The organism is Streptomyces sp. NPDC007264 (genome assembly GCF_042869095.1).
Classification (GTDB): Bacteria; Actinomycetota; Actinomycetes; order Streptomycetales; family Streptomycetaceae; genus Streptomyces.
Genome location: NZ_JBIAFD010000007.1, coordinates 111,568 through 137,837 on the forward strand (window position 1 = coordinate 111,568; position 26,270 = coordinate 137,837).

18 protein-coding genes are annotated in these 26,270 nt (G+C 72.9%); 9 read left to right on the forward strand and 9 right to left on the reverse strand.

What is annotated here, in order from left to right:
* The first annotated feature begins 85 nt into the window (after positions 1 to 85).
* The gene (gene glgP, locus ACFYMU_RS13955) at positions 86 to 2,710 is read left to right on the forward strand and encodes an alpha-glucan family phosphorylase (protein WP_388372425.1); all 2,625 of its coding nucleotides are present in this window, start codon (positions 86 to 88) and stop codon (positions 2,708 to 2,710) included.
* 65 nt (positions 2,711 to 2,775) lie between these two features.
* Here the strand turns inward: glgP and ACFYMU_RS13960 are convergent, their stop codons facing one another.
* From ACFYMU_RS13960 to glgX, 8 genes are all read right to left on the reverse strand, one after another.
* Positions 2,776 to 3,285, reverse strand: a complete 510-nt coding sequence (locus ACFYMU_RS13960) for a DUF1990 family protein (protein ID WP_388372427.1) — start codon at positions 3,283 to 3,285, stop codon at positions 2,776 to 2,778.
* A 68-nt stretch (positions 3,286 to 3,353) separates the two neighbouring features.
* Positions 3,354 to 5,024 (reverse strand): M4 family metallopeptidase, encoded by a 1,671-nt coding sequence (locus ACFYMU_RS13965; RefSeq protein WP_388372428.1) that lies wholly within the window; start codon positions 5,022 to 5,024, stop codon positions 3,354 to 3,356.
* Positions 5,025 to 5,349: 325 nt separating this feature from the next.
* The gene (locus ACFYMU_RS13970) at positions 5,350 to 7,386 is read right to left on the reverse strand and encodes a M4 family metallopeptidase (RefSeq protein WP_388372430.1); all 2,037 of its coding nucleotides are present in this window, start codon (positions 7,384 to 7,386) and stop codon (positions 5,350 to 5,352) included.
* A gap of 355 nt (positions 7,387 to 7,741) precedes the next feature.
* A complete protein-coding gene (locus ACFYMU_RS13975; RefSeq protein ID WP_388372431.1) occupies positions 7,742 to 9,544 on the reverse strand; it encodes an ABC transporter ATP-binding protein in 1,803 nt (600 codons plus the stop codon).
* Complete coding sequence (locus ACFYMU_RS13980; RefSeq protein WP_388372433.1) at positions 9,541 to 11,262, reverse strand: ABC transporter ATP-binding protein; 1,722 nt, start codon at positions 11,260 to 11,262, stop codon at positions 9,541 to 9,543. Before ACFYMU_RS13980 ends, ACFYMU_RS13975 begins: the two co-directional genes overlap by 4 nt.
* A gap of 31 nt (positions 11,263 to 11,293) precedes the next feature.
* Positions 11,294 to 13,159: an ABC transporter ATP-binding protein gene (locus ACFYMU_RS13985; protein ID WP_388372435.1), complete on the reverse strand. Its 1,866-nt coding sequence runs from the start codon at positions 13,157 to 13,159 to the stop codon at positions 11,294 to 11,296.
* Positions 13,156 to 14,940 carry an ABC transporter ATP-binding protein gene (locus tag ACFYMU_RS13990; protein ID WP_388372436.1) on the reverse strand — a complete coding sequence of 595 codons (1,785 nt, stop codon included), beginning with the start codon at positions 14,938 to 14,940 and terminating at the stop codon, positions 13,156 to 13,158. Before ACFYMU_RS13990 ends, ACFYMU_RS13985 begins: the two co-directional genes overlap by 4 nt.
* A gap of 149 nt (positions 14,941 to 15,089) precedes the next feature.
* On the reverse strand, positions 15,090 to 17,351 hold the full coding sequence (gene glgX / locus ACFYMU_RS13995; protein WP_388372438.1) for a glycogen debranching protein GlgX: 2,262 nt from the start codon (positions 17,349 to 17,351) through the stop codon (positions 15,090 to 15,092).
* A gap of 210 nt (positions 17,352 to 17,561) precedes the next feature.
* Here glgX and ACFYMU_RS14000 point away from each other — a divergent pair, with 210 nt between their 5' ends.
* The 6 genes from ACFYMU_RS14000 to ACFYMU_RS14025 all read left to right on the forward strand — a co-directional run bounded on the left by ACFYMU_RS14000 (position 17,562) and on the right by ACFYMU_RS14025 (position 24,205).
* A complete protein-coding gene (locus ACFYMU_RS14000; protein WP_388372440.1) occupies positions 17,562 to 18,767 on the forward strand; it encodes an Ig-like domain-containing protein in 1,206 nt (401 codons plus the stop codon).
* A gap of 328 nt (positions 18,768 to 19,095) precedes the next feature.
* Complete coding sequence (locus ACFYMU_RS14005) at positions 19,096 to 20,340, forward strand: Ig-like domain-containing protein (RefSeq protein WP_388372441.1); 1,245 nt, start codon at positions 19,096 to 19,098, stop codon at positions 20,338 to 20,340.
* Positions 20,341 to 20,426: 86 nt separating this feature from the next.
* Entirely contained in the window at positions 20,427 to 21,194 is a 768-nt protein-coding gene (locus ACFYMU_RS14010; RefSeq protein WP_388372443.1) for an enoyl-CoA hydratase/isomerase family protein, read from the forward strand.
* Between the two features lie 196 nt (positions 21,195 to 21,390).
* Positions 21,391 to 21,993: an ATP-binding protein gene (locus tag ACFYMU_RS14015; RefSeq protein ID WP_388372445.1), complete on the forward strand. Its 603-nt coding sequence runs from the start codon at positions 21,391 to 21,393 to the stop codon at positions 21,991 to 21,993.
* A gap of 218 nt (positions 21,994 to 22,211) precedes the next feature.
* Positions 22,212 to 23,027, forward strand: a complete 816-nt coding sequence (locus ACFYMU_RS14020) for a polysaccharide deacetylase family protein (RefSeq protein ID WP_388372904.1) — start codon at positions 22,212 to 22,214, stop codon at positions 23,025 to 23,027.
* Positions 23,027 to 24,205 (forward strand): hypothetical protein, encoded by a 1,179-nt coding sequence (locus ACFYMU_RS14025; protein WP_388372447.1) that lies wholly within the window; start codon positions 23,027 to 23,029, stop codon positions 24,203 to 24,205. Before ACFYMU_RS14020 ends, ACFYMU_RS14025 begins: the two co-directional genes overlap by 1 nt.
* A 76-nt stretch (positions 24,206 to 24,281) precedes the next feature.
* On the opposite strand, the gene ACFYMU_RS14030 is transcribed toward ACFYMU_RS14025, so the two are convergent.
* Positions 24,282 to 24,917 (reverse strand): GNAT family N-acetyltransferase, encoded by a 636-nt coding sequence (locus ACFYMU_RS14030; protein WP_388372449.1) that lies wholly within the window; start codon positions 24,915 to 24,917, stop codon positions 24,282 to 24,284.
* 59 nt (positions 24,918 to 24,976) lie between these two features.
* On the opposite strand from ACFYMU_RS14030, the gene ACFYMU_RS14035 reads away from it, so the two are divergent.
* The gene (locus ACFYMU_RS14035) at positions 24,977 to 25,888 is read left to right on the forward strand and encodes a MerR family transcriptional regulator (protein ID WP_388372451.1); all 912 of its coding nucleotides are present in this window, start codon (positions 24,977 to 24,979) and stop codon (positions 25,886 to 25,888) included.
* A gap of 59 nt (positions 25,889 to 25,947) precedes the next feature.
* On the forward strand, positions 25,948 to 26,160 hold the full coding sequence (locus tag ACFYMU_RS14040; protein WP_388372453.1) for an EF-hand domain-containing protein: 213 nt from the start codon (positions 25,948 to 25,950) through the stop codon (positions 26,158 to 26,160).
* The last annotated feature ends 110 nt before the right edge of the window (positions 26,161 to 26,270 follow it).

Consider the following 26,270-nt stretch of genomic DNA (forward strand, 5'->3'; position numbering starts at 1 on the left):
CCCGACGCGCCGTCGCCGCGCGGTTGCCCGCGCCGCTACCGTCGGGGGTGACATGCCGCGTACGTCCCCCGTGAAGGTGGAATTCGTGAAGGCAATCCGCAGGTTCGCCGTACGTCCCGTCCTCCCCGAAGCCCTTCACCCGCTGAGCGATCTGGCGCGCAACCTGCGCTGGTCGTGGCATGCGGAGACCCGTGACCTCTTCCAGTCCGTCGACCCCGAGCGATGGGCGGCCTCCGGCGGCGACCCGGTGCGGCTGCTCGGGGGCGTCGCGCCCGCCCGGCTCGCGGAACTGGCCGAGGACCGCCGCTTCCTGCGCCGCCTCGCCGCGGCCGCCGGCGACCTGAGCGACTACATGAACGGAGACCGCTGGTACCAGTCCCGCTCGCCCCGCTCCGACCTGCCCGCCGCCATCGCCTACTTCTCGCCCGAGTTCGGCATCACGGCCGCGCTGCCCCAGTACTCCGGCGGCCTCGGCATCCTCGCCGGGGACCATCTGAAGGCGGCCAGCGACCTGGGCGTGCCGATGATCGGCGTGGGACTGCTGTACCGGCACGGCTACTTCCGGCAGACCCTCTCACGGGACGGCTGGCAGCAGGAGCACTATCCGGTGCTCGACCCGCACGAACTGCCCCTGGTGCCCCTGCGCGAGCCCGACGGCCGCGCCGCCCGGGTCTTCCTGGGCCTGCCCGGCGGCCGCCGGCTGCGGGCCCGCATCTGGCTCGCCCAGGTGGGCCGGGTGCCGCTGCTGCTGCTCGACTCGGACGTGGAGGAGAACGACCTCGGCGGGCGGAGCGTCACCGACCGGCTGTACGGAGGCGGCAGCGAGCACCGGCTGCTGCAGGAGATGCTGCTCGGCATCGGCGGGGTGCGCGCGGTACGCGCCTACTGCCGGCTGACCGGCCACGCCGAGCCCGAGGTGTTCCACACCAACGAGGGGCACGCGGGCTTCCTCGGTCTGGAGCGGATCGCCGAACTGCACGGCGCCGGACTGGACTTCGACGCAGCCCTGGAGGCGGTGCGGGCCGGCACGGTCTTCACCACGCACACGCCCGTCCCGGCGGGCATCGACCGCTTCGACCGGGAGCTGGTGGCCCGCCACTTCGGACCCGAAGCGGAGCTCGCGCGGATCGAGGTGGAGCGGATCCTGCGGCTCGGGATGGAGACCTACCCCGGCGGCGAACCGAATCTCTTCAACATGGCGGTGATGGGACTCAGGCTCGGCCAGCGCGCCAACGGGGTGTCCCTGCTGCACGGCGACGTCAGCCGGGAGATGTTCTCGGGCCTGTGGCCGGGCTTCGACCCCGACGAGGTGCCGATCACGTCCGTGACGAACGGTGTGCACGCGCCGACCTGGATGGCGCCGGAGGTGTTCCGGCTGGGTGCGCGGCAGATCGGTGCGGAGCGCACCGAGGAGGCCATGACGGTCGGCGGGCCGGAACGCTGGGACGCGATCGCGGAGATCGCCGACCAGGAGATCTGGGACCTGCGCCGGGTGCTGCGCGAGCAGCTGGTGCTGGAGGTGAGGGAGCGGCTGCACGCGTCGTGGCGGCAGCGCGGCGCCGGGACGGCCGAACTCGGCTGGATCGACGGGGTGCTGGACCCCGACGTGCTGACCATCGGCTTCGCCCGCCGGGTGCCGTCGTACAAGCGGCTGACGTTGATGCTGCGGGACCAGGACCGGCTGATGGAACTGCTGCTGCACCCGCGGCGCCCGGTGCAGATCGTGGTGGCGGGCAAGGCGCATCCGGCGGACGACGGCGGGAAGCGGCTGATCCAGGAGCTGGTCCGGTTCGCCGACGACCCGCGCGTGCGGCACCGGATCGTGTTCCTCCCGGACTACGGCATGGCGATGGCGCAGAAGCTCTACCCGGGCTGCGACGTATGGCTGAACAACCCCCTGCGCCCGCTGGAGGCGTGCGGGACGAGCGGCATGAAGGCGGCGCTCAACGGCGGGCTCAACCTGTCGGTGCTGGACGGGTGGTGGGACGAATGGTTCCAGCCGGACTTCGGCTGGGCGATCCCCACCGCCGACGGCACGGCGACCGACGAGGACCGGCGCGACGACCTGGAGGCGGCGGCGCTGTACGACCTGCTGGAGCAGCGGGTGGCACCGCGCTTCTACGAGCGCGGCCAGGGCGGGCTGCCGGACCGCTGGATCGAGATGGTCCGGCAGACCCTCATGCACCTCGGCCCGAAGGTGCCGGCGGGGCGGATGGTGCGCGAGTACGTGGAGCGCCTGTACACCCCGGCGGCGCACGCCCACCGCGCGATGACCCCGGACGCGGCGCGGGAGCTGGCGGCCTGGAAGGCGCGGGTGCGGGCGGCGTGGCCGGCCGTCACGGTCGACCACGTCGAGACGTCGACGGCCGCGGCCACGGCGGAACTGGGCACGACCCTCTCGCTGCGGGTCCGCGTCGGCCTCGGCGACCTGGCCCCCGGCGACGTGGAGGTCCAGGCGGTGTCCGGGCGCGTCGACACCGAGGACCGCATCGCGGACGCCACGGCGACGGCGCTGAAACCGGCGGGCGGCCCGGACCCGGAGGGCCGCTGGGTCTACGAGGGACCGCTGTTGCTGGACCGCACCGGCCCGTTCGGCTACACGGTCCGGATCCTGCCCGCGCACCGGCTGCTGGCCGGCGGCGCGGAGCTGGGACTGCTGACGCTGCCGTCCGAGGAGATCGCGGAGGCGGCCGGGGTGCTGATGCGCTGACCGGTGTGCTGATGCGCCGACCGGGGTCCGGCGGCAGGGCGCACGCGGTGGAGGGGCGGCCGGGGTCAGTCCTCGGACAGGCCCGCGCACAGCCGCCGCAACACCGCCCCGCAGCGCCGCGCGTACGCGTGCTGCAGCCCGCGCGCCGCCGGGCCGCCCGCCCTCGTGTACCACTTGGCCGGGCGGCTGAAGGCCGTGATCGTCAGCCAGACCGTGCCGTCGCCGGTGCGATGGACGACGAACGCCTCCTCGCCGCTCTCGGGGTGCCCCGGCAGCGTGCCGTACGCCCAGCCCGAGCGGCGGGGCTCGTCGACCGTCCAGACGACACGGCAGGGGGCCTTGATGACGCCGCCGAGAGTGATGGTGACGTCGACCCCGGGGGCCGCCCTGTCCTCGGCGGCAGAGACGCCGACGCCCATGGCGCGGTGCATCTCCCAGGTCGACAGGGCCTCGGAGGCCCGGCGGAACACCCCCTCGCCCTCGCCGATCCGCGTGCGCAGGTGCAGCGGACGAAAGCCCTCGGGGCAGTGGCCGGCCGTCCGGGTCGCGCCGACTTCCTCGTACGTGAAGGACATGGGCCCCAAGCGTAGGGCGGCCCCCGGCGTGGTGTTCCCGCCGGGGGCCGCCTCCTGGGCGTTGCGCGTCAGGCCACGTTGACCGCGGACCAGGCCGCCGCCACCGCGTTGTACTCGGCGCTGCCGGAGCCGTACAGCGCCGTCGCCGCGCTCAGGGTCGCCGTGCGGGCGCCCTTGTAGTTCGTCGTCGACGTCATGTACGTGGTCAGCGCCTTGTACCAGATCTGCAGCGCCTTGGCGCGGCCGATGCCGGTGACCGTGGAGCCGTTGTAGGTCGGGGAGTTGTAGGTGACCCCGTTGATGGTCTTGGAACCGCTGCCCTCCGACAGGAGGTAGAAGAAGTGGTTCGCCACACCCGACGAGTAGTGCACGTCGAGGTTGCCCACGCTGGAGGACCAGTAGTCGGCGGAGCCGCCGTCCTTGCTGGGCTTGTCCATGTAGCGCAGCGGGCTGCCGTCGCCGTTGATGTCGATCTTCTCGCCGATGAGGTAGTCACCGGGGTCGGAGGCGTTGTTGGCGTAGAACTCGACGCCGGTGCCGAAGATGTCCGAGGTGGCCTCGTTGAGGCCGCCGGACTCACCGCTGTAGTCGAGGCCGGCGGTGTTGGAGGTGACGCCGTGGCTCATCTCGTGACCGGCCACGTCCAGCGAGGTCAGCGGGTGGTTGTTGCCGGAGCCGTCGCCGTAGGTCATGCAGAAGCAGCTGTCGTCCCAGAACGCGTTCACGTACTGGTTGCCGTAGTGGACCCGGGAGTAGGCCGCGACGCCGTCGTTCTTGATGCCGCTGCGGCCGAAGGTGTTCTTGTAGAAGTCCCAGGTGACCTGCGCGCCGAAGGCGGCGTCGGCGGCCGCGGTCTGGTCGGTGGTGGAGCTGGAGGCCGCGCCGGTGCCCCAGACGTCGTCCGCGTCGGTGAAGAGGGTGCCGGTGCTCGAGCTGCTGGCGTGCTTCTTGTTGTACGTCTTGTGGCCGCCGCGCGTGGTGTCGTACAGCTGGTAGGTCGAACCCGACAGCGTCGTGTTGAGGGTGACCGTGCCCGAGTACAGGGTCTTGCCGGTGCCGGTCTCGACGCCCTGGTACTCGTACAGCTTCTTGCCGGTGGCGGCGTCGGTGATGACGTGCAGCTCGTTGGGGGTGCCGTCGTCCTGCAGGCCGCCGACGACCGTCTCGTAGGCGAGGACCGGCGTGCCGGTGCCCGCCCAGATCACCTTGCGGGGCGCGCTGTCGGCCGCCGTCTTCGCCGAACCCGCCGACTGCGCGGCCTTCACGGCCTGCTTCTCGGCCTTCGTGGCGGTGATCTGCGGCTTGAGCGAGGCCACCTTGATGGACGCGTTCGTCGCCCGGGTCACGCCCTGGGTCTTGCCGGACTTCGACTCGTGGACGACCAGGTCGCCGCCGAGGACCGGGAGTCCGGCGTAGGTGCGCTCGTAGCGGGTGTGGAGGGTGCCGTCGGCGTCCTTGACGACGTCGCGGACCACCAGCTGCTCCTTGGCGCCGAGGCCTATGGAGCGGGCCGTCTCGGACGCGGTCGCCTGGGCGTCCTTGATGAGGGAGGTGCGCGCGGCCGCGGACAGCGCGAGGGGGGCGGCGGCGAGCGGCTTCGCGGTCTGGCCGGACGCGGAGGCCGGCGTCTGGGCGGAGGCGACACCGGTGGTCAGACCGGTGGTGAGCAGGGCTCCGGCGGCGACGGCGGTGGCGATGGCCAGGGTGGTGCGCTTGTGACGCGCGTAGAGGGGAGTCACTGCATGCTCCTTCTGTGGGGGTTTCCGTGCGGCGTGGGGTGGCCGAACGAAGAGGGTGTGAAGTTGCGGTGCGGGTGAGATGTGCGGGTGAGGCGTGTGGTGGAAGCGTGGCATCCCAGACGCGTACATGTCAGGAGGGCAAAACGACCTTGGCTGAAAATCGTCCATGGAGTGAACGGCGGGTGCCCCGAGCGACCGCCGGCCGGGCGCCGGGCGCCGGCGGAGCCCGGCGCGGCGCGCGGCGCACGGAGGCCGCTCCGGGGGAGGCGGACCCCCGGAGCGGACTCCCGCCGCCGACGCGCCGTGGCGCGCCGTCAGGTACGGCCTACGGGAACGTCAGCGTCCAGCCGTTGATGGTGCCCGTGTCGTACGAGGCCTGGTCCTGGACCTTCAACTGCCAGGTGCCGTTGGCCGGTTCGGAGGAGGCGTTGACCGTGTAGGTCTGGGTCACGTTGTCCGCCGAGTCCGAGGAGCTGAAGTTCTTGAGCCGGTACGCGGTGCCCGACGGACCGATCAGGTCGATCACCAGGTCGCCACGCCAGGTGTGCGTGATGTTCGGGGTGACCCGGAGGTTGCTCGGCGCGTTGCCGGTGCGGTCGCTCACGGTGATCGACGAGGTGACCGCCGGCCCGTTGTCCGGAATCGCCACCGCGGTCGTGCTGTCGTACGACGTGCCGCTGCCGCCGCCGGGGCGTGTGCCGACCGCGACGCCCGCCCATGCGTCCTGCACGGCCGTGTACTCGGCGCTCGACGTGCCGTACAGCTCACCCGCCGCCGCGAGCGTGCCGGTGCGCGCCCCGGCGTAGTCCGTGGTCGAGGTGAACTTGGTGGTGAGCGCCCGGTACCAGATCTGTAGCGCCTTGTCGCGCCCGATGCCGGTGACCGGCAGGCCGTCGTACGTCGGGGAGTTGTAGGTGACCCCGTTGATGGTCTTGGAACCGCTGCCCTCCGACAGGAGGTAGAAGAAGTGGTTCGCCACGCCCGAGGAGTAGTGCACGTCGAGGTTGCCCACGTCGGAGGACCAGTAGTCGGCGGAGCCGCCGTCCTTGCTGGGCTGGTCCATGTAGCGCAGCGGGGTGCCGTCGCCGTTGATGTCGATCTTCTCGCCGATGAGGTAGTCACCGACGTCGGAGCTGTTGGCCGCGTAGAACTCGACGCCGGTGCCGAAGATGTCCGAGGTGGCCTCGTTGAGGCCGCCGGACTCACCGCTGTAGTCGAGGCCGGCGGTGTTGGAGGTGACGCCGTGGCTCATCTCGTGACCGGCCACGTCCAGCGAGGTCAGCGGGTCGGCGTTGCCGGAGCCGTCGCCGTAGGTCATGCAGAAGCAGCTGTCGTCCCAGAACGCGTTCACGTACGAGTTGCCGTAGTGGACCCGGGAGTAGGCCGCGACGCCGTCGTTCTTGATGCCGCTGCGGCCGAAGGTGTTCTTGTAGAAGTCCCAGGTCACGGCGGCGCCGTAGTGGGCGTCGGCGCCCGCGGTCGCGGCGTTCGAGGTGGTGCCGTTGCCCCAGGTGTCGCTCGACTGGGAGAACAGCGTGCCGGTGCCGGACGAGCCGTGGTTGAGGTTGTAGGTCTTGTGGCCGCCGCGCGAGCCGTCGTTCAGCGTGTACGTCGAGCCCGACTGCGTGGTGGTCAGCGTGACCTGGCCGCTGTACTGGGTGTTGCCGACGCCCGTCTCGATGCCCTGGTGGCGGAAGAGCTCCTTGCCGGTGGCGGCGTCGGTGATGACGTGCAGCTCGTTGGGGGTGCCGTCGTCCTGCAGTCCGCCGACGACCGTCTCGTAGGCGAGGACCGGCTTGCCGCTCGCCGCCCAGATCACCTTGCGGGGCGCACGGTCCGCGGCGGTCTTCTTCGAGCCCGCGGCCTGCGCGGCCTGCACGGCCTGCTTCTCGGCCTTCGTGGCGGTGATCTGCGGCTTGAGCGAGGCCACCTTGATGGTCGCCCGGGTGGCCTTGACGACCCGCTGGGTGTTCCCGGACTTGGAGGTGTCGACGACCAGATCGCCGCCGAGGACCGGGAGTCCGGCGTAGGTGCGCTCGTAGCGGGTGTGGAGGGTGCCGTCGGCGTCCTTGACGACGTCGCGGACCACCAGCTTCTCCTGGGCGCCGAGTCCGATCGACCGGGCGGTGCCCGCCCGCGCCGCGGTGGCGTCGCGCAGCAGTTCGGCGCGCTGCGAGGGGGAGAGCTTCAGGGCCGTGTGGGCGGGGTTGATCTTCCCGGCGGCGGGACCGGCCGGGGCGGCGCTCGCGGCGCCCGCCTGGACGGCGGCGGCGAGCAGGGCCGAGACGCCGACGAGGGCGACGGCGGCGGCGCGGCGGGAAGGGGTGTGGGGGGTGCGTCTGCGAGAGGAACTGCTGCTCAACACTGACTCCTTCTGCGTGGCCGCGGGTCGCGCGGCCAGGGGAGACCGGACGGATGGTCGGCCGTCCGGGCAGAACAGGCGGAACGCGGAACCAGATGCATCGAGGTCACGGGCCGTACGACGCAGCGGTGGTGCTGTGGGGCTGCTGCGACGGGGCCGTGGGAAGCGTCGCAGAGGGCGGTGGCGTTGTCAGGACCGCATCAACAACTTGGCCGGAAATGGTTCGTTGCCCGGATAGTCATGTTCGATATACGAACCGTTCAGGGGCGAGTCACCCGGGCGGGGCCGGGGACGGGGCCGGGGGAGGGGCCGGGGCTCCCGGAGCACACCCCCGCCACGCCGGGCCCAGGTCCGCTCAACCGGCCGGCGGACGTGCGCCGTGCCACGAGCGCCACAGCGCCGCGTACGCCCCGTCCGCCGCCACCAGGCGGTCGTGGGGCCCGAGTTCGGTGAGCCGGCCGTCCTCCATCACCGCCACCCGGTCCGCGTCGTGCGCGGTGTGCAGGCGGTGGGCGATGGCGATGACCGTCCGGCCTTCCAGGACGGCGGCCAGCGCGCGCTCGGTGCGGCGGGCGGTCGTCGGGTCGAGCAGCGCCGTCGCCTCGTCGAGGATCAGGGTGTGCGGGTCTGCCAGCACCACCCGGGCCAGGGCGAGTTGCTGGGCCTGCGAGCCGTCGGTGCGGTTGCCGTCCGTGCCCAGCGGGGTGTCCAGCCCGTCCGGCAGCTCGCGCACCCATGCGGCGGCGCCCACGGCGGTGAGGGCCGCCCACAGCTCCTCGTCCGCGGCCGACGGCTCGGCGATCCGCAGGTTGTCGCGCACCGTGCCCAGAAACACATGGTGCTCCTGGGTGACCAGGACGACCTGGCGGCGCAGCCGCTCCGGGCCCAGGCCGGCGATCGGCACCCCGCCCACCGTCACCGAACCCGCGCTCGGGGCGTCGATTCCGGCCAGCAGCCGGCTCAGGGTGGTCTTGCCGGCTCCGGAGGGGCCGACCACCGCCAGCCGCTCCCCGGGCCGCACGGTCAGGTCGACCCCGCGCAGCACCTCGCCCCCGCGCTCGTAGGCGTAGCGCACCCCGGACACGTCGATCCGGTCGTCCGCCGGCGATCGTGGCCCGCCGTCCGAGGCGGCCAGCGGTGCCCGGGCGAGGCCCTCCACCCGGGCGAGCCCTTCCACCCGGGCGAGCCCCTCCACCCGGGCGAAGGAGGCGCCGCTGCTCTGCAACTGCTCGACACGCACCAGGATCTCGTCGAGCGGCTCGGCGAACTGGCGCAGATACAGCGCACCCGCCACCACCGCGCCCAGGCTCATCGCGCCCCGCGCGTGCAGCACCCCGCCGACCAGCAGCACCCCCGCCACCGGGACGAGATACGACACCTCCACCACCGGGAAGAACACGGTGCGCAGCCAGAGCGTGTACAGCCGGGTGCGGCGCGATGCGTCCAGCGCCTGTCTGCTCGCTGCGATCCGCCGCTCCTCCAGCCGGAACGCCTCGACGGTACGGGCACCGGCGGCGGTCGACGCGAGGACCTCGGCGACCTCGGAGGTGGCCGCGCCCTCGGCGAGATAGCCGTCCCGCGCCCGGCGCAGATACCAGCGCAGCGCGCACCAGATCGGGATCAGGCCGAGCACCCCGACGGCACCGAGCAGCGGGTTCAGGGCGAAGACGGCGCCGAGCAGGAACAGCCCCTGCACCGTGCTGATGAGCAGCTCGGGGCCCGTGTCGCGCAGCGTGGTGCCGACGGTGGCCACGTCGGCGGTGCCGCGTGCCGTCAGATCGCCGGCGCCCGCCCGCTCGGCGACGGACGAGGGCAGTGCGAGGGCCCGGTCGACGAACTGCTCGCGCACCCGCGCCAGCGTCCGCTCCCCGAAGCGGTGCCCCACGTACCGGGCCCAGCGCGCCAGCAGCAACTGGGCCAGCGAGCACAGCAGGATGCCGAGCGCCAGCCGGTCCACGGCGCCGACGCCGTGCCCGGCCCGGACCTCGTCGACGATCCGCCCCACCAGCCACGGCCCGGCCAGCCCCACGCCCGCGGCCGCCGCGTTCAGGGCGAGGACCACGCCGAAGGCACGCCCGTCGGCCCGTACCAGCCGCACGGTGGCCCGCCGCACGTCGGCGCGCTCGGCGACGGGCAGATGGTCCCCGGACCGCGTCATCCCACGACCTCCTCGGCGGCGGACGTCTCGCTGTCCCGGGCCACCAACGCCCGGTACCCCGGCTCGCGGCCGAGGAGTTCGCGGTGGCTGCCGGTGGCCGTCACCTTGCCGTCGACCAGGTAGAGCACGGTGTCCGCGCGGTCGAGCACGAGGGGGGAGGTGGTGGTGACGAGGGTGGTGCGGCCGTCGCGGGCCGCGCGCAGCCGGTCGGCCACCGTCGCCTCGGTGTGCGCGTCGAGCGCCGAGGTGGGCTCGACGGCCAGCAGCACCTCGGGGTCGGCCAGCAGCGCCCGCGCCAGCCGTACCCGCTGCCGCTGACCGCCCGACAGACTGCGGCCCTGGGCGGCGACCGGCGAGTCGAGGCCGTCGGGCAGGCCGAGGACGATGTCGTCGGCGGCGGCCGCGTGCACCGCCCGCTCGACGGCAGCGTCGTCTCGGTCCCGGCGTCCGCACACCAGCTCGCGCAGCGTGCCCGCGAACAGATCCGCCTCGTGGTCGGCGACCAGGATCCGTGCGCGGACCTGCGGCAGCAGGACCTCGTCCAGGCGCACGCCGCCCCAGGTCGCCGCCGACGGGGCGTAACGGCCCAGACGGTCGACGACGGCTGTGGCGTCACCGGGGCGGGTGGCCGCCAGCGCGGTCAGCCGCCCCGGCGCCACCCGTGCCCCCGACTCCGGGTCGCGCAGCACCGACGCCACCCCGGGCGGGTCCGCGGTGCCACCGGCCGGTGCCGGTTCCAGCCGCAGCAGCCCCACGACGCGACGGGCCGCGACCACGCCCCGGCTGAGCTGGTAGCAGAACTCGATGAAGAACGCCACGGGACCCACCAGGACGGCGACATAGCCGTACACCGACACCAACTCGCCCACGGTGATGTCCCCCCGGGCGGCCAGCCGCGCCGCCAGCCAGGTCACCACGGCCAGGAACAGGGTGGGCAGCCCCACGCCGAGTGCCTGGATCCAACTGGTCACCGCCCCCACCCGGTACCCCTGCTCCCGCAGCCGCTGCGAGTCCCGGCGGAAGGCGTCGGCGAACAGCTCCTTGCCGCCGAGGCCGTTGAGGACGCGCAGACCGGCCGCGAGGTCGCCGATCCGCGCGGTCAGCGCGCCCTGCCGTTCGCGGTACTCCGACTCCGTCCCCTGCAGCCGTCCCATCAGCGGCCCGACGAGCAGCGCGATCAGCGGCAGCCCGAGCAGCACCACCGCGGCGAGCTGCCCGGAGACCGACAGCAGCAGCCCGGCGACCACCAGGTAGGCGACGACCGCGCCGATGCCGGGGCCGACGACGGTCAGGGACTGGCTGATCGTCTGCACGTCGCCCACCCCGATGGTGACCACCTCGCCGGCCCCGGCCCGGGCGGGCAGCGCCGCGCCCAGCCGGACCGCCTGTCCGACGACGACCTTGACCGTGCGGAAGTTGGCGTCCATCCGCACCCGGGTCATCGTGCGGTGCCGCATGATGCTCAGCCAGGCGTTGAACGAGCCGACCGCGAACAAGGCGGTGGTCCACCCGGCCAGCGCGCCCATGTCGCCCGGCTCCAGCCCCTCGTCGACCGCGCGGGACATCAGGTACGGGGTCGCGGCCAGCAGCACCATCCACGTGCTGCCGAGCAGCGCCCCGGCCGCACACCGGCCCGGCTGCCGGGTCACCAGCCACCACAGGTACCGGGCACCGCCGTGGCAGTCGGGCGTCCCGGGATCCTCGTACGCGTCGATCATCCGTCCCCGTCTCCCCGTCTCCCCGTCTTCCTCAGGCCAGGCTGTCCCGCCAGGCCCGGTGCAGGTCGGCGAACCGTCCGGCCCCCGCGATCAGTTCGGCCGGACTGCCGTCCTCGACGACGCGGCCGCCCTCCATGACCAGCACCCGGTCGGCGATGGCCACCGTCGACAGCCGGTGCGCGATCACCACCGCCGTACGGCCGCGCAGCACCGTCACCATCGCCCGCTGCACCGCCCGTTCCCCGGGGACGTCCAGGGAACTGGTCGCCTCGTCGAGGATCAGCACCGCCGGGTCGGCCAGCAACGCCCGTGCGAACGCCACCAGCTGGCGCTGCCCGGCGGAGATCCGGCCGCCGCGCTTGCGGACGTCCGTGTCGTAGCCGTCGGGCAGCGCGCTGATGAAGTCGTGGGCGCCGATCGACTTCGCGGCCCGCTCGATCTCCTCGCGGGTCGCGTCCGGGCGGCCGATGGCGATGTTCTCGGCGACCGTGCCGGAGAACAGGAACGCCTCCTGCGTCACCATCACCACCCCGCGCCGCAGGTCGGGCAGGGCGAGGTCGCGCAGGTCCACCCCGTCCAGCAGGACCCGGCCCGCGGAAGGGTCGTAGAAGCGGGCCAGCAGCTTCGCGAGCGTCGACTTGCCGGCGCCCGTCGCGCCGACCACGGCCACCGTCTGCCCGGCCGGGAGCGTCAGCGAGAAGCGGGGCAGCACCTCCCCGCCCGTGCGGTAGGTGAACCGGACGTCCTCGAACACGACCTCGCGGCCCGGCAGCTCGCCCCGGAGCGCCGGAAGGCGCCGCGGCACCGACGGCTCGGGCACCGACGGCGTCTGGGCCAGCAGCCCCGCGATCTTCTCCAGCGAGGCCGACGCCGACTGGTAGGAGTTGAGGAACATGCCGAGCCGGTCGATCGGGTCGTACAGGCGTCGCAGGTACAGCACCGAGGCCGCCAGCACCCCGAGGGCCAGCGAGCCGTCCGCCACCCGGTACGCGCCCCACAGCACGATCCCGGCCACCGCCGTGTTGGCCACCAGCCGGGAGCCGGTGACATAGCGGGCCATCTCCAGCAGCGCGTCCCCGTTGGTCCGTCCGTGCCGCGCGTTGAGGACGCGGAAGTCGGCGTCGTTGGCCTCCTCGCGGCGGAAGGCGCGCACCGGGCGGATGCCGTTCATCGTCTCCACGAACTTCACGATGACCGCGGCGATCGCCGTGGACCGCAGCCGGTACACCCGCTCGGCACGCCGCCGGTAGTTCCGCACCAGCAGGTACAGCGGCACGAAGGACGCCACCGCGACGGCGCCGAGCCCCGCGTCCAGCCAGAGCAGCATCGCCGCGATGTAGACGAACGACAGGATGACCGTGATCAGTTCCTGCAGGCCCTCGCTGAGCAACTCGCGCAGCGACTCGACATCCGTCGTGGAGCGGGAGATCAGGCGGCCGGAGGTGTAGCGCTCGTGGAAGTCGATGCTCAGCGCCTGCGCATGGCGGAAGATGCGCCCGCGCAGGTCGAGGAGCACGTCCTGGTTGACGCGGGCGGAGGCGACGATGAACGCGTACTGGAGCCCGCCGGAGGCCAGCGCGCACAGCAGACAGCCCGCGGCCACCGCGATCAGCGGGCCGTGGTCGTGGCCGCGGAAGGCCGGCACGGCGTCGTCGATGGCGTACGCCACCAGCAGCGGGCCCGCCTGGACGGCCGCCTGCTGGAGCAGCAGCAGAAGCGTCGTGACGGCGACGCGCCCCTTCATCGGGGCGAGCAGGGAGCGCAGGAGCGCGGCCGTCGCGCCGGGCTGGACGGGCAGGACGTCGCGGTCGAAGGCGTCGCCGTCCTGGGGGCGGGGGACCTCCGGGTCGTCGTCGGTGCTCCGCGCGGTGGCCGAAGGTGTCGTCGGCGCCGTCATCGCTCGTCCTCCTGTTCCCCGGACCCGGACATCAGATGGGCGTACTCGGCGTTCGTGCGCAGCAGTTCCTGGTGGGTGCCGACCGCGGCGATACGGCCGCCCGCCAGGAGGGCGACCCGGTCGGCGAGCAGGACGGTGGACGGGCGGTGCGCCACGATCAGGGCCGTGGTCCCGGCGAGGACCTGCCGCAGGGCGGCCTCGACAGCGGCCTCCGTGTGGACGTCGAGGGCGGACAGCGGGTCGTCCAGCACCAGGAACCCGGGCCGGCCGACGACGGCCCGGGCGAGCGCGAGCCGCTGCCGCTGCCCGCCGGAGAGACTCAGGCCCTGCTCACCGACCCGGGTGTCCGCGCCCTCGGGGAGCCTGTGCACGAAGTCGGCCTGCGCGACGGCGAGGGCGCGCTCCAGCTCGGGCGCGCCCGCGGTGGCCGGGGCCCCCATGAGAACGTTGTCGCCGACCCCGGTGGAGAAGAGGGTGGGCTCCTCGAAGGCGACGGCCACCTTGGCGCGCAGCTCCGCGCGGGTCATCGCCGTGATGTCCTCGCCGTCCAGCGTGATGCGGCCGGACGTCACCTCGTGCAGTCGGGGGATGAGGGCGGTCAGGGTGGTCTTGCCGCTCCCGGTCGCTCCGACGAGCGCCATGGACTCGCCGGGGCGGACGTGCAGGTCGATGTGGTCCAGGACGGGCGCGGAGCCGGGGGGAGCGTCGGGGTAGCGGAACCGCACGGCGTGGAAGCGGAGGCCCCGGTCCCCGGAGGCGGCCGGCCGGACGGCGGGAGCGGTCTCCGCCTCCGGCTCCGCGTCCAGCACCTCGAAGTACCGCTCCGTCGCCGTGGCCGCCTCCTGGCTCATCGCCAGCAGGAAGCCGATCGAGTCGACGGGCCACCGCAGCGCCAGCGCCGTGGACAGGAACGCCACCAGGGTCCCCGCGGACAGGTCGCCGTCCGCCACCCGCACCGTCCCCAGCACCAGCGCCGCACCGATGGCCAGTTCCGGCAGCGTGATGATGACGGCCCAGATCGCCGCCAGCAGCCGGGCCTTGCGCAGCTCGGTGCCGCGCAGCGTGCCCGACAGCTCCCGGAAGGCGAGCGCCTGGCTCCGGTGCCGTCCGAAGCCCTTGACGACGCGGATGCCGAGCACGCTCTCCTCGACGACCGTCGTCAGGTCACCGACCTGGTCCTGCGCGAGCCGGGCGACCCGGGCATAGCGCTTTTCGAAGATCGCGCAGGTGACCATCACCGGGACGGCCGGTCCCAGGAGCACCAGCCCGAGCGTCCGGTCCTGCCCCAGCAGGATCAGCACGCCGACGAGGATGGTCACCCCGTTGACCAGCAGGAAGGTCAACGGGAAGGCGAGGAACATCCGCAGCAGCATCAGGTCGGTGGTGCCGCGGGACAGCAACTGCCCGGACGCCCAACGGTCGTGGAAGGCGACCGGAAGCCGCTGCAGATGCCGGTACAGATCCGCCCGCATGTCCGCCTCGACCCGCGCCAGCGGCCGCGCCACCAGCCGACGCCGTATCCCGAACAGCACCGCCTCGGCGACGCCGAGCAGCAGCAGGTACAGCGCGCCGAGCCACACGCCGGCCGGATCCCGGTCCGCCACCGGACCGTCCACCATCCACTTCAGGACCAGCGGGATCACCAGGCCGGTGCACGACGCCACGACCGCGACGAATGCGGCGGCCGACAACCGCACGCGCACCGGGCGCACGTACGGCCACAGGCGCAGCAGGGTGCGGACGGCGGAGCGGTCCTTGGCGGGTGCACGTGTCGTCGACATCAGCAGCGAGCCTACGGATCGGCACTGACAGTGCCCACCGAGTTTTGGCCGGACCTGGATCCGCCGTGAGTCCTACGACCTGCGCCTCCAGCGCCACCGGGCCACCGACCGGCCTGCGGAGTCCCACGGCACCGTCAGCCGAACGGTCGTCAGTCCGCCACCCTCAGCAGCAGCACCGACCGCGCCGGCACCGTCACCGCCGCCCCCGCCCGGTGCGGTGTGCCCGGCGGCTGCGCCTGCTCCTCGCGGGACGTGTCCACGACCAGTTCGTACCGTCGCGCCCACGGCGGACCCGGCAGCACGAAGTCCGCCGGGCGGTCCCCGGCGTGCAGGACCGCGAGGAAGCTGTCGTCCACCACCGCCGCGCCCCGACGGTCGCGGCCCGGTATGTCGCGGCCGGACAGATACATGCCCAGGCTCGCCGCCGGCGCGTACCAGTCGCCTTCCGTCATCTCCGTTCCGCGGGCCGTGAACCACGCCAGGTCCCGCAGACCGTCCGCGGAGTGGGCACGGCCGGAGAAGAACGCCCGGCGGCGCAGCACCGGGTGGCGGTGGCGCAGCCCGACCAGACGGGCGGTGAGGTCGAACAGCGCGCGCCAGCCCGGCTCCTCGAGCAGGCTCCAGTCCACCCAGCCGGTCTCGTTGTCCTGGCAGTAGGCGTTGTTGTTGCCGCGCTGGGTACGGCCCATCTCGTCGCCCGCCACCAGCATCGGCACGCCCGTCGACAACAGCAGGGTGGTCAGCAGGTTGCGTATCTGGCGGCGGCGCAGCGCCCGTACCCGCTCGTCGTCGGTCTCGCCCTCCGCTCCGCAGTTCCACGAGCGGTTGTCGTCGGACCCGTCGCGGTTGCCCTCCCCGTTGGCCTCGTTGTGCTTGTGCGCGTACGACACCAGGTCGCGCAGCGTGAAACCGTCGTGCGCCGTCACGAAGTTGACGGAGGCGTACGGCCGCCGGCCGCCCCACGCGTACAGGTCGCTCGAACCGGACAGGCGGTACCCCAGGTCCCGCACGTCCGGCAGCGCCCCGCGCCAGAAGTCCCGCACGGCGCCCCGGTAGCGGTCGTTCCACTCCGTCCACAACGGCGGGAAGGCGCCGACCTGGTAGCCGCCCGAGCCCACGTCCCACGGCTCCGCGATCAGCTTCACCCGGCGCAGCACCGGGTCCTGGGCGATCACCGCGAGGAACGGGGACAGCATGTCGACGTCGTGCATCGACCGCGCCAGCGCGGCCGCCAGGTCGAAGCGGAAGCCGTCCACGCCCATCTCCGTCACCCAGTAGCGCAGTGAGTCGGTGATCAGCCGCAGCACCTGCGGCTGGACCACGTGCAGCGTGTTGCCGCAGCCCGTGTAGTCCGTGTACCGGCGCGCGTCCGACTGCAGGCGGTAGTAGCCGCGGTTGTCGATCCCCTTCAGCGACAGCGTGGGGCCCAGCTCGCCCGCCTCGGCGGTGTGGTTGTAGACGACGTCCAGGATCACCTCGATGCCGGCCGCGTGCAGCGCCCGTACCATCCGCTTGAACTCGCCGACCTGCTGGCCGGTCGTGCCGCCGGACGCGTAGGCGGCGTGCGGCGCGAAATAGCCGATCGAGTTGTAGCCCCAGTAGTTGCGCAGGCCCCGCGCGAGCAGATGGTCCTCGTGCGCGAACTGGTGCACCGGCAGCAGCTCCACCGCGGTCACCCCCAGCGCCAGCAGGTGCTCGATCGCCGCCGGGTGCGCGAGGCCCGCGTACGTGCCGCGCAGTTCCTCGGGGACGCCCGGGTGCCGCCGGGTGAAACCGCGCACGTGCAGCTCGTAGATCACCGAGTCCGCCCAGGGCGTCTTCGGGCGGTGGTCGTCGGCCCAGTCGTCGTCGTCGTGCACGACCACGCCCTTGGGGACGAACGGCGCCGAGTCCCGGTCGTCGCGCACCGTGTCCGCCACCCGCTGGTCCGGCCAGTCCCGTACGTGCCCGTACACCTCCGGCGGCAGGGCGAAGTCCCCGTCCACGGCACGTGCGTACGGGTCGAGGAGCAGCTTCGCCGGGTTCCAGCGGGCGCCGGTCCACGGGTCCCAGCGGCCGTGCACCCGATAGCCGTACCGCTGCCCCGGCAGCACCCCCGGCACGAAGCCGTGCCAGATCTCGTGGGTCAGTTCGGTCAGCCGCACCCGCGTCTCGCGGCTCCCGGCGCCGCGCCCGTCGAACAGACACAGGTCGACGGCCTCCGCGCCGCCCGCCCACAGCGCGAAGTTGGTGCCCACGGCACCGTCCGGGCCCGTGTGGAAGCGCGCCCCGAGCGGGGTGGGCGCGCCCGGCCACACGGGCACGGCCGGCACCGGGCGTCGGCTGCCGTTCAGCACGGCGGCCGGATGCGCGGACCGTCCCTCGTCCGCCCGCCCCTGCTGCACTGCCTCCTGCTCGGCTGCGCTCGACACCTGTCGGCCTCCCGCGGCTCGGTGGGACGGCAGGGAAGAGGGCGCGCGGTGCCCCGCTCCTTCGTGGCCCGCCCGCCTCCGGGGTGCCCGAGCGCGCCCTGCGGCTCGACGGCGCGGCTCCCCGTCGTGTCGTCCTCCCCACTGTTCTGCCCACGGCGTGGCTCGCACTCACGTTTCCCCAGCAGGGGCCGGGTCGTTGGGATGGTCGTGATGCACGTACAGATGCGCGCGCGGCGCGCAGCGGCCGCACTGGCCGCCGCACTGACCTGGGCGGGCCTCCTGTCCGGCTGCACCTCCCACGGACTCGACGACGTGCTCGGCAAGGCGCCCGCGCCCGAGGACTTCATCAGCGTCACCCCGGACGACGGCAGCAGGGCCGTGCCCTCCGGCCGGCGGCTGCGGGTGCGGGTGCCGAGCGGCCGCCTGGAGTCGGTGACCGTCACGAGGTCCCTGGACGCGCAGGACTCCCCCGTGCCCGGGCACGTCTCCGCCGACGGCCTGCTCTGGGAGCCCGACGACCCCCGGCTGGCCCTCGCCGCCAAGTACACGGTCGACGCGGTGGCCCTCGACGTCCAGGGCCGGCGCTCGGCCCGGCACGCGGTCTTCACCACGTTCGTGCCCGACCGGCGGTTCATCGGGTATCTCACCCCGGAGGACCGCTCGACCGTGGGCACCGGCATGATCGTCTCCCTGCAGTTCAACCGGGCGATCGAGAACCGGGCCGCCGTCGAGCGCGCGATCCGGGTCACCGCGCGCCCGGCCGTCGAGGTCCGCCCGCACTGGTTCGGCAACGACCGCCTCGACTTCCGGCCCGAGGAGTACTGGAAGCCCGGCACCGAGGTCACCGTCGCGTTGCGGCTGCGCGACGTGGAAGGCGCGCCCGGGGTGTACGGACTCCAGTACAAGACCGTCTCGTTCACCATCGGCCGCAGCCAGGTCTCGCTCGTCGACGCGGGCGCCCACACCATGAAGGTCCGTCGCGACGGCACGCTGATCGCCACCGTGCCGATCACGGCGGGCGCCCCGGAGACCACCACGTACAACGGGAGGATGGTGGTGATGGAGATGCTGAAGGTCACCCGCATGGACAGCCGCACGGTCGGCTTCGGCGGCGAGTACGACATCCCCGACGTCCCGCACGCCCTCCGCCTGACCGACTCCGGCACCTTCCTGCACGGCAACTACTGGGCCCCCGACGCCCCCGGGCACGTCAACGTCAGCCACGGCTGCGTGGGCCTCAAGGACGTCAGGGGCGGCGGCTCGGACACCCCCGCGGGCTGGTTCTACGACCGCAGCCTCGTCGGCGACGTGATCGAGGTCGTCGGGAGCGACGACAAGAAGGTCGCGCCCGACAACGGGCTCGGAGGCTGGAACATGAGCTGGAGCCGGTGGAAGGCGGGCGGCGCGATCCCGTAGCCCGGCACGAACGGCAGGCAACGCACGGACGGCACGGGGGGTATGGACGGCACGGGGGGTACGGGCGGCACGCAACGGCACGGGCGGCACGTGCGGCACGGTGGGACGCGAGGGCACGGGCGGCACGCGCGGCACGGTGGGACGCGAGGGGCACACCGGGTGTGCGCCCGGAGCCGCCCGATGCTCCTCCACGCCGTCCCACTTTGGGACTGAACAGTGACAATCGCGGGGAGTCATCGGGCCGGGGGGTGTGATTAATTGGCGCAATGCGCGCGTGGGTCGCGTTGAAGTGCGGGCCTCATCAGGCCGTGCGAGGGGAGACGGGAACGTGAACGGGCGACCGATATCGGGGGCGTCGGTTGGCGCGCGGATGCGGGGACGCAGGGGACTGCCGGCACTGATACTCGGTGCCCTTCTCCTCACCACCACCGCGTGCGGCGGGGGAGGGGCGGGGTCCGGCACGGGGTCCGGTGCCGGCAAGGGCGGGGCGTCCGGCAAGACCGGCACCAAGCAGTCGCAGGCCGTGGTCACCATAGCCCCGAAGGACGGCGCCAAGGCCGTGGAGACCAGCGGCGCCCTGAAGGTGAGCGCCGCAAAGGGCAAGCTGACCGAGATCACGGTGAAGGACGCCAAGGGCCGCGGGGTCCCCGGGACGATATCCGGCTCGGGCGCCACCTGGACCCCCTCGACCCATCTGGCCGCGTCCACCACCTACAAGGTCCACGCGGTGGCCAAGGACCCGGCGGGTCTCACGTCCGCCGAGGAGTCCTCCTTCACCACGCTCACCCCGAAGAACACCTTCGTCGGCCTCTACACACCGGAGAACGGCTCCACGGTCGGGGTCGGCATGCCGTTCTCGATCCGTTTCACCCGGGGCATCACCCACCCGGAGGACGTGGAGAAGGCCATCACCGTCAAGACCGAGCCGGCCGTCGAGGTCCGCGGCCACTGGTTCGGCAACGACCGTCTCGACTTCCGGCCCGAGACCTACTGGAAGGCCGGGACCAAGGTCACCGTGAACCTCAACCTCGACGGAGTCGAGGGCAGGCCCGGCGTCTACGGCAAGCAGGCGAGGACGGTGAGCTTCACCATCGGCCGCAGCCAGGTCTCCACCGTGGACGCCAAGACCCACAAGATGGTCGTCAGGCGCGACGGCAAGGTCGTCAAGACCCTCCCGATCACCACCGGCAAGCCGGGCTACGAGACCTGGAACGGCCAGATGGTCATCAGCGAGCGCCTCGTGGTGACCCGGATGAACGGTGAGACCGTCGGCTACGGCGGCGAGTACGACATCAAGGACGTGCCGCACGCCCAGCGCCTGACCGACTCCGGCACCTTCATCCACGGCAACTACTGGGGCGGCGGCGCGTTCGGCAACTACAACGCCAGCCACGGCTGCGTCGGCCTGCGCGATGTGCGCGGCGGCTACGACAAGTCGGTGCCGGCCGCCTGGTTCTTCAACAGCTCGATGATCGGTGACGTCGTCGTCGTGAAGAACTCCCACGACCGGACGGTCGCCCCCGACAACGGGCTGAACGGCTGGAACATGCCCTGGGCCGAGTGGATCAAGTAGCGACCGACCCCCGCCTCCGGGCCCGGTGCGCCGCTGTGAGCGAGCACACCGGGCCCGATGCCGTTAGTGCCCGTTAACCTTCCTGCATGACTGTGCATCTCGAAGTCGCCGAGGGTGTGGGCACCCTCCGGCTGGACCGCCCGCCCATGAACGCGCTGGACGTCGCCACGCAGGACCGGCTCAAGGAACTCGCGGAGGAGATCACGCGCCGCGACGACGTGCGCGCCGTGGTGATCCATGGAGGGGAGAAGGTGTTCGCGGCGGGCGCGGACATCAAGGAGATGCAGGGCATGGACCACACCGCGATGGTCCTGCGCTCCCGCGCCCTGCAGGACTCCTTCACCGCCGTCGCCCGCATCCCCAAGCCGGTCGTCGCCGCCATCACCGGCTACGCCCTGGGCGGCGGCTGCGAGCTGGCGCTGTGCGCGGACTACCGCATCGCCGCCGAGAACGCCAAGCTGGGGCAGCCGGAGATCCTGCTCGGCCTGATCCCGGGCGCCGGAGGCACCCAGCGGCTGGCACGCCTGGTCGGCCCGTCCAAGGCCAAGGACCTGATCTTCACGGGCCGGATGGTGAAGGCGGACGAGGCGCTGACGCTGGGCCTGGTCGACCGGGTGGTGCCGGCCGAGGAGGTGTACACCGAGGCGCACACCTGGGCCGCGAGGCTGGCGCAGGGTCCCGCGATCGCGCTGCGCGCCGCCAAGGAGTCCATCGACACGGGCCTGGAGACGGACATCGACACGGGCCTGACCGTGGAACGGAACTGGTTCGCGGGCCTGTTCGCGACGGAGGACCGCGAGCGCGGGATGCGCAGCTTCGTGGAGGAGGGGCCGGGCAAGGCCAAGTTCGTCTGAGGCCGCAGGATTCCGTCACCGGATTCGCGTCGTTCCGCTCCCAGTTGACGCGGTGTCCAACCCGGTGTCCCTCGAAGGGGCGGTTCGCCGGAGCCTTGGGGACCCTGGGCCGGTCGCGTCGAGCGCGCCCGAGAAGTTGCCTCCAACTGGCCTGTTCTCGCAGGCCAGTTGGGGTGCGGAGGCATCCGGATTGCATATGTCATATGCCGATCGGAAGGATCGGAATGCATGGCTCCGGGATGGCTACTCCCGGGTAATGCCTCCGGGCGGCCCGGCGGACGGCCATGATGGGGGCATGGCGGGGCTGGAGGGTGTCGAACAGCCGCGGCGGCACGGGGGTGCCACTGCGGCACGCTGGTCGCCGGCGATCGAGGACGAACGAGCACTCAGAGCACTGGAGTTGTTCGGCAATCCTGCCGAGGCGGAGGTCCTCCTGCCGTCCCTCCCGGAGTCGGCGGCCACCGCGCGCCGGCTCGCCCAGGTCGTGATCCTGCGCCACTGGGGACTCTCCCCGAAGGTGGCCGAGGACGCGGTCCTGCTGGTCTCCGAACTCGTCGGCAACGCCGTGCGGCACACCGGCGCCCGAGCCTTCGGGCTGCGCATGCGGCGGCGCCGTGGCTGGGCCCGTATCGAGGTGCGCGACCCCTCCCGCGGGCTGCCCTGTCTGATCCCGGCGCAGGAGCTGGACGTGAGCGGCCGCGGCCTCTTCCTCGTCGACCGGCTCGCCGACCGCTGGGGCGTCGACCTGCTCCCACGCGGCAAGACGACCTGGTTCGAGATGCGGGTCGCCGACCGCTGACCGGCTCGGCCGCGGAACCCCCGGTGCGGCGCCGTGCACGTACGGAGGGCCGGCTCGACGCGACCCGCGGCCCACCGGTGACCCAATCGCTGAAATTCACACCACTTCACCCTTAAATGGGAAGAGTGATCACGCCCGTCCCCTTCGTCCCCTCCGTCCCCTCCGCCCCCTCCGTTTCCTCGATCCCCTCGATCCCCTCCGCCTTCTCCCTCCCTTCCATCCCCTCGGCCCCGCCCGGCCCCGCGGCAGGCACCGCGCCGACGGCGCCCGACCGCCGCTCGGCACTGCGCACGGGCGCAGGGCTCGCCGGTGCCCTCGCCACCGCCTGCTCCCCCGGCGCCACCGTGCACCCGTCGCACCCGGCCCGCCCCACCCCGGCCCCGCGCGCCTCCGCCGGCTCGCGCCCCGCCGCCGCGCCCCGCGCCTTCCCCGGGCAGCCCGCCCAGATCACCCACGGCCCGCGCGACCGCCCCCGGGTGGCCCTCACCTTCCACGGCCAGGGCGACCCCGCCCTCGCCACCTCGATCCTCGACACGGCCGAGAGGGCGGGCGCCAAGATCACCGTGCTCGCGGTCGGCACCTGGCTCGACGAACACCCCGACGTCGCCCGCCGCATCCTCGACGGCGGCCACGACCTCGGCAACCACACCCTGCGCCACCTCGGCATCAACACCCTGTCCGAGACCGACGCCCGCGCCGAGATCCAGGGATGCGCCCGCCGGCTGCGGCGGCTGACCGGGTCCATCGGCACCTGGTTCCGGCCCTCCCGCGCCCCGGGCGCCACGCCGCTCGTCGAACGGCTGGCCCGCGACGCCGGCTACCCGCACGTCCTGTCGTACGACGTCGACTCGCTCGACCACACCTCGCCGGGCGCCGCGGCCGTCACCCGCAAGGTCATCGGCGAGGTGCGCAACGGATCGGTGGTGAGCCTGCATCTCGGGTACGCGGACACGCGCACCGCCCTCCCCGCCCTCCTCCACGAACTCGACCGCCGCGGCCTGGCCGCGGTGACCACCACGGAGCTGCTGAGCTGATGCACCCCACGACCCTCGCGCGTGTACTCGCCGCCGGCGCCGCCCTCGCCGTGCTGGCCGGCTGCACCGGCGGCTCCCCGCACCAGGACCGGACCCTCCCCTCCCGGACGCCCGCGGGCCGCGCCGAACCGAAGCAGCGGGCCGTCCAGGCCCTGCCGGGCATGCCGCCCCTGCTCGACCCGAAGGACGTCTACGCGGCCGACCGGCCGGGCCTGCTCTCCCCGGTGGTCAAGGACGTCCCCTCGCGCGTGTACGTCCCCAACACCAACTCCGACACGGTGTCGGTCATCGACCCGGAGACGTACGAGGTCATCGACACCATCCCGGTCGGCCACCAGCCCCAGCACGTCGTGCCCTCCTGGGACCTCAGGACGCTCTGGGTCAACAACGACCTGGGCAACTCCCTCACCCCCATCGACCCGAGGACCGGCGAGGCGGGCGCGCCGGTCGCCGTCCACGACCCGTACAACCTCTACTTCACGCCGGACGGCAGACACGCGGTCGTGATGGCCTCCAAGGACCGGCAGCTGGTCTTCCGCGACGCGCACACGATGAAGGTGGTGAAGGCCGTTCCGGTCGGCTGCTACGGCGTCAACCACGCCGACTTCTCGCTCGACGGCCGCTACTTCATCGTGTCCTGCGAGTTCAGCGGCGAACTGCTGAAGGTCGACACCGCGAGGATGAAGGTGATCGGCCGGCAGCGGCTGCCGCTCCACGGCGCCATGCCGCAGGACGTGAAGGTCTCACCCGACGGCAGCCGCTTCTACATCGCCGACATGGTGGCGGGCGGCCTGTGGGTGCTGGACGGCGCCCGGTTCGGCACGCCGTCCTTCCTCGCCACCGGCAAGGGGGCCCACGGCCTCTACGTCAGCCGCGACTCCCGCGAGATGTACATCTCCAACCGGGGTGAGGGAACCATCTCCGTCTTCGACTTCGCACACGACCGGCTGACCCGGAAGTGGCGCCTGCCGGACGGCGGAAGCCCCGACATGGGCGGCGTCTCGGCCGACGGCAGGGTCCTGTGGCTGTCCGGCCGCTACCACTCCGAGGTGTACGCGATCGACACACGGACGGGTGAGCAGCTCGCCCGCATCAGGGTGGGCAGCGGGCCGCACGGACTCGCGGTCTACCCGCAGCCGGGCCGCTACTCGCTGGGACACACGGGCGTCTTCCGCTGACCGGGCCCGCCCGCACCGCGACCGCGGCGGACACCGAGGGCCGCGTCACCGGCCGCGGCCGGCGGGCCGCCGGTGCCTACGGCGCGACGAACAGCGCCTCGGATCCCACCGGCACATAACCCGCCGCCAGGAACGCCCGCAGGCTGCGGGCGTTGCCCGGGGCCACCTGGGCCCAGACCGGCTCGCCGGCCAGGTGCCGCGCCGCCGACGCGAGCGCCCGGCCCAGCCCCCGGTGCCGGGCCGCCTCGTCCACCTCCACGGCGACCTCCAGCCGCCCGGCGACGCCCCGCCCCAGCACCAGCACACCGCCGTCCGCCGCCCACACACGCACCGCGTCCCGACGCCGGCGCGCCCGGGCGACCCGGTCGTGGCCGGGATCGTCGGCCGCGGTCAGCGCCAGCGGGGGGTCCCCCGGCAGCGGCGCGGCCACGGCGAGCAGGTCGATGGTGTCGTGCGTCCGCCCCGTCCGCCGCATGAACGCCTCCAGGAACCGCGGATTCATCGTGGCGGCGAGCGCGTCGCAGCCGACGGAGCCCAGCGTGTCGCGCACCCACCGCGGGTCCTCGTCCGTGAAGACCACGGAGTGCGCCGTGAAGGCGATGACCCCGGCGTCGCGCGGCGAGTGCTGCCGTACGACGGTGGTGGCGCCGTCCGCCGGAAGGAACAGTCCACGGGCCGCCGCGTCCAGGATGTCCCGCAGACTGTCGGACATGAGTCGGTCGTCTCCTCAGGCTTGAGCCTCCACCCACTGGAAGGCCCACACTCGCAGACATGATCGACGACGGCACCGGTCTCTTCACCATCGGCGAACTGGCCCGCGCCACCGGACTCACCGTGCGCACCGTCCGCTACTGGTCGGACGAGGGCGCCCTGCCCCCGGTGGCCCGCTCCCCGGGCGGCTACCGCCTGTACGACGCGGAGTCCGCGGCGCGGCTCGAGCTGATCCGCACCCTGCGTGAACTGGGTCTGGGCCTGGGCGACGTCCGCAGGGTGCTGGCCGGCGAGACGACGGTGGCAGAGGTGGCCGCGCGACACGTGGCCGCGCTGGACGCGCAATTGCGTTCGTTGAAAGTGACCCGGGCGGTGCTGTCGACCGTGGCGCGACGTGGTTCGACCGCAGCGGAGATGACCCTGATGAACAGGCTTGCGCGGCTGTCGGCCGCCGAGCGGCAGCGGATCGTGGACGAGTTCGTGGAGGAGATGCTGCACGGACTCGACACCGTGGACCCCGACATCCGCGAGCGGATGCGCCGCACCTCGGTGGACCTGCCCGAGGATCCGACGCCCGAGCAGGTCGATGCCTGGGTGGAGCTGGCGGAGATGCTCCAGGACCCGGGGTTCCGGTCCCTGATGCGGAAGGCGGCCGAGTTCAACGCGGCCGACCGGGGTCCCGGCGTTCCGGCCGGCGCGTCCCTGTGGTTCGTCGGACGCCTCGTCGAACTGGTGGGGGCGGCACGGGAGCGCGGGATCGCGCCGGAGGCGCCCGAGGCGGACCGGGTGCTGCGCGAACTGCTCGGCGACGCGGACCCGTGCACGGTGCTGGAGCGCATGGAGACGGCCTTCGACGAGCGCGTCGCCCGCTACCGCGAACTGCTGTCCGTCGTCAACGGCCGGTGCGAGCCCGCCCACCGGGAGGAGTTCGCCTGGGTGGTCGCCGCACTGAGGGCGCGCACGGGCCGTTAGTCTGACCTGCGTCGGTACGACAGCAGGACAGAAGAAACGCGACACAAAGGGGCGGATCGGTGGCGGACATCGAGGAAGCACGCAAGCAGTTCCAGCGGATCGACGCGGACGGTGACGGGTTCATCACCGCCGCCGAGTTGAAGTCCGCCCTGGCCCAGGAGGGCGACTGGAACGTCACCGAGGCGGTGGCCGAGGCCATCATCAGGACGAGGGACCTCAACGGCGACAAGGTGCTGTCCTTCGACGAGTTCTGGACCTACCTGAACAAGTGAGCCCGACGCCACAGGGACACCCGTGCCGGGAACGGCCGGGTGTCCCTGTGGCGTGCGGTGGGCTCTGCGCCGTCACTCCGTCTTGTCGGGGGCGCCCTGCCCGTCTGCGC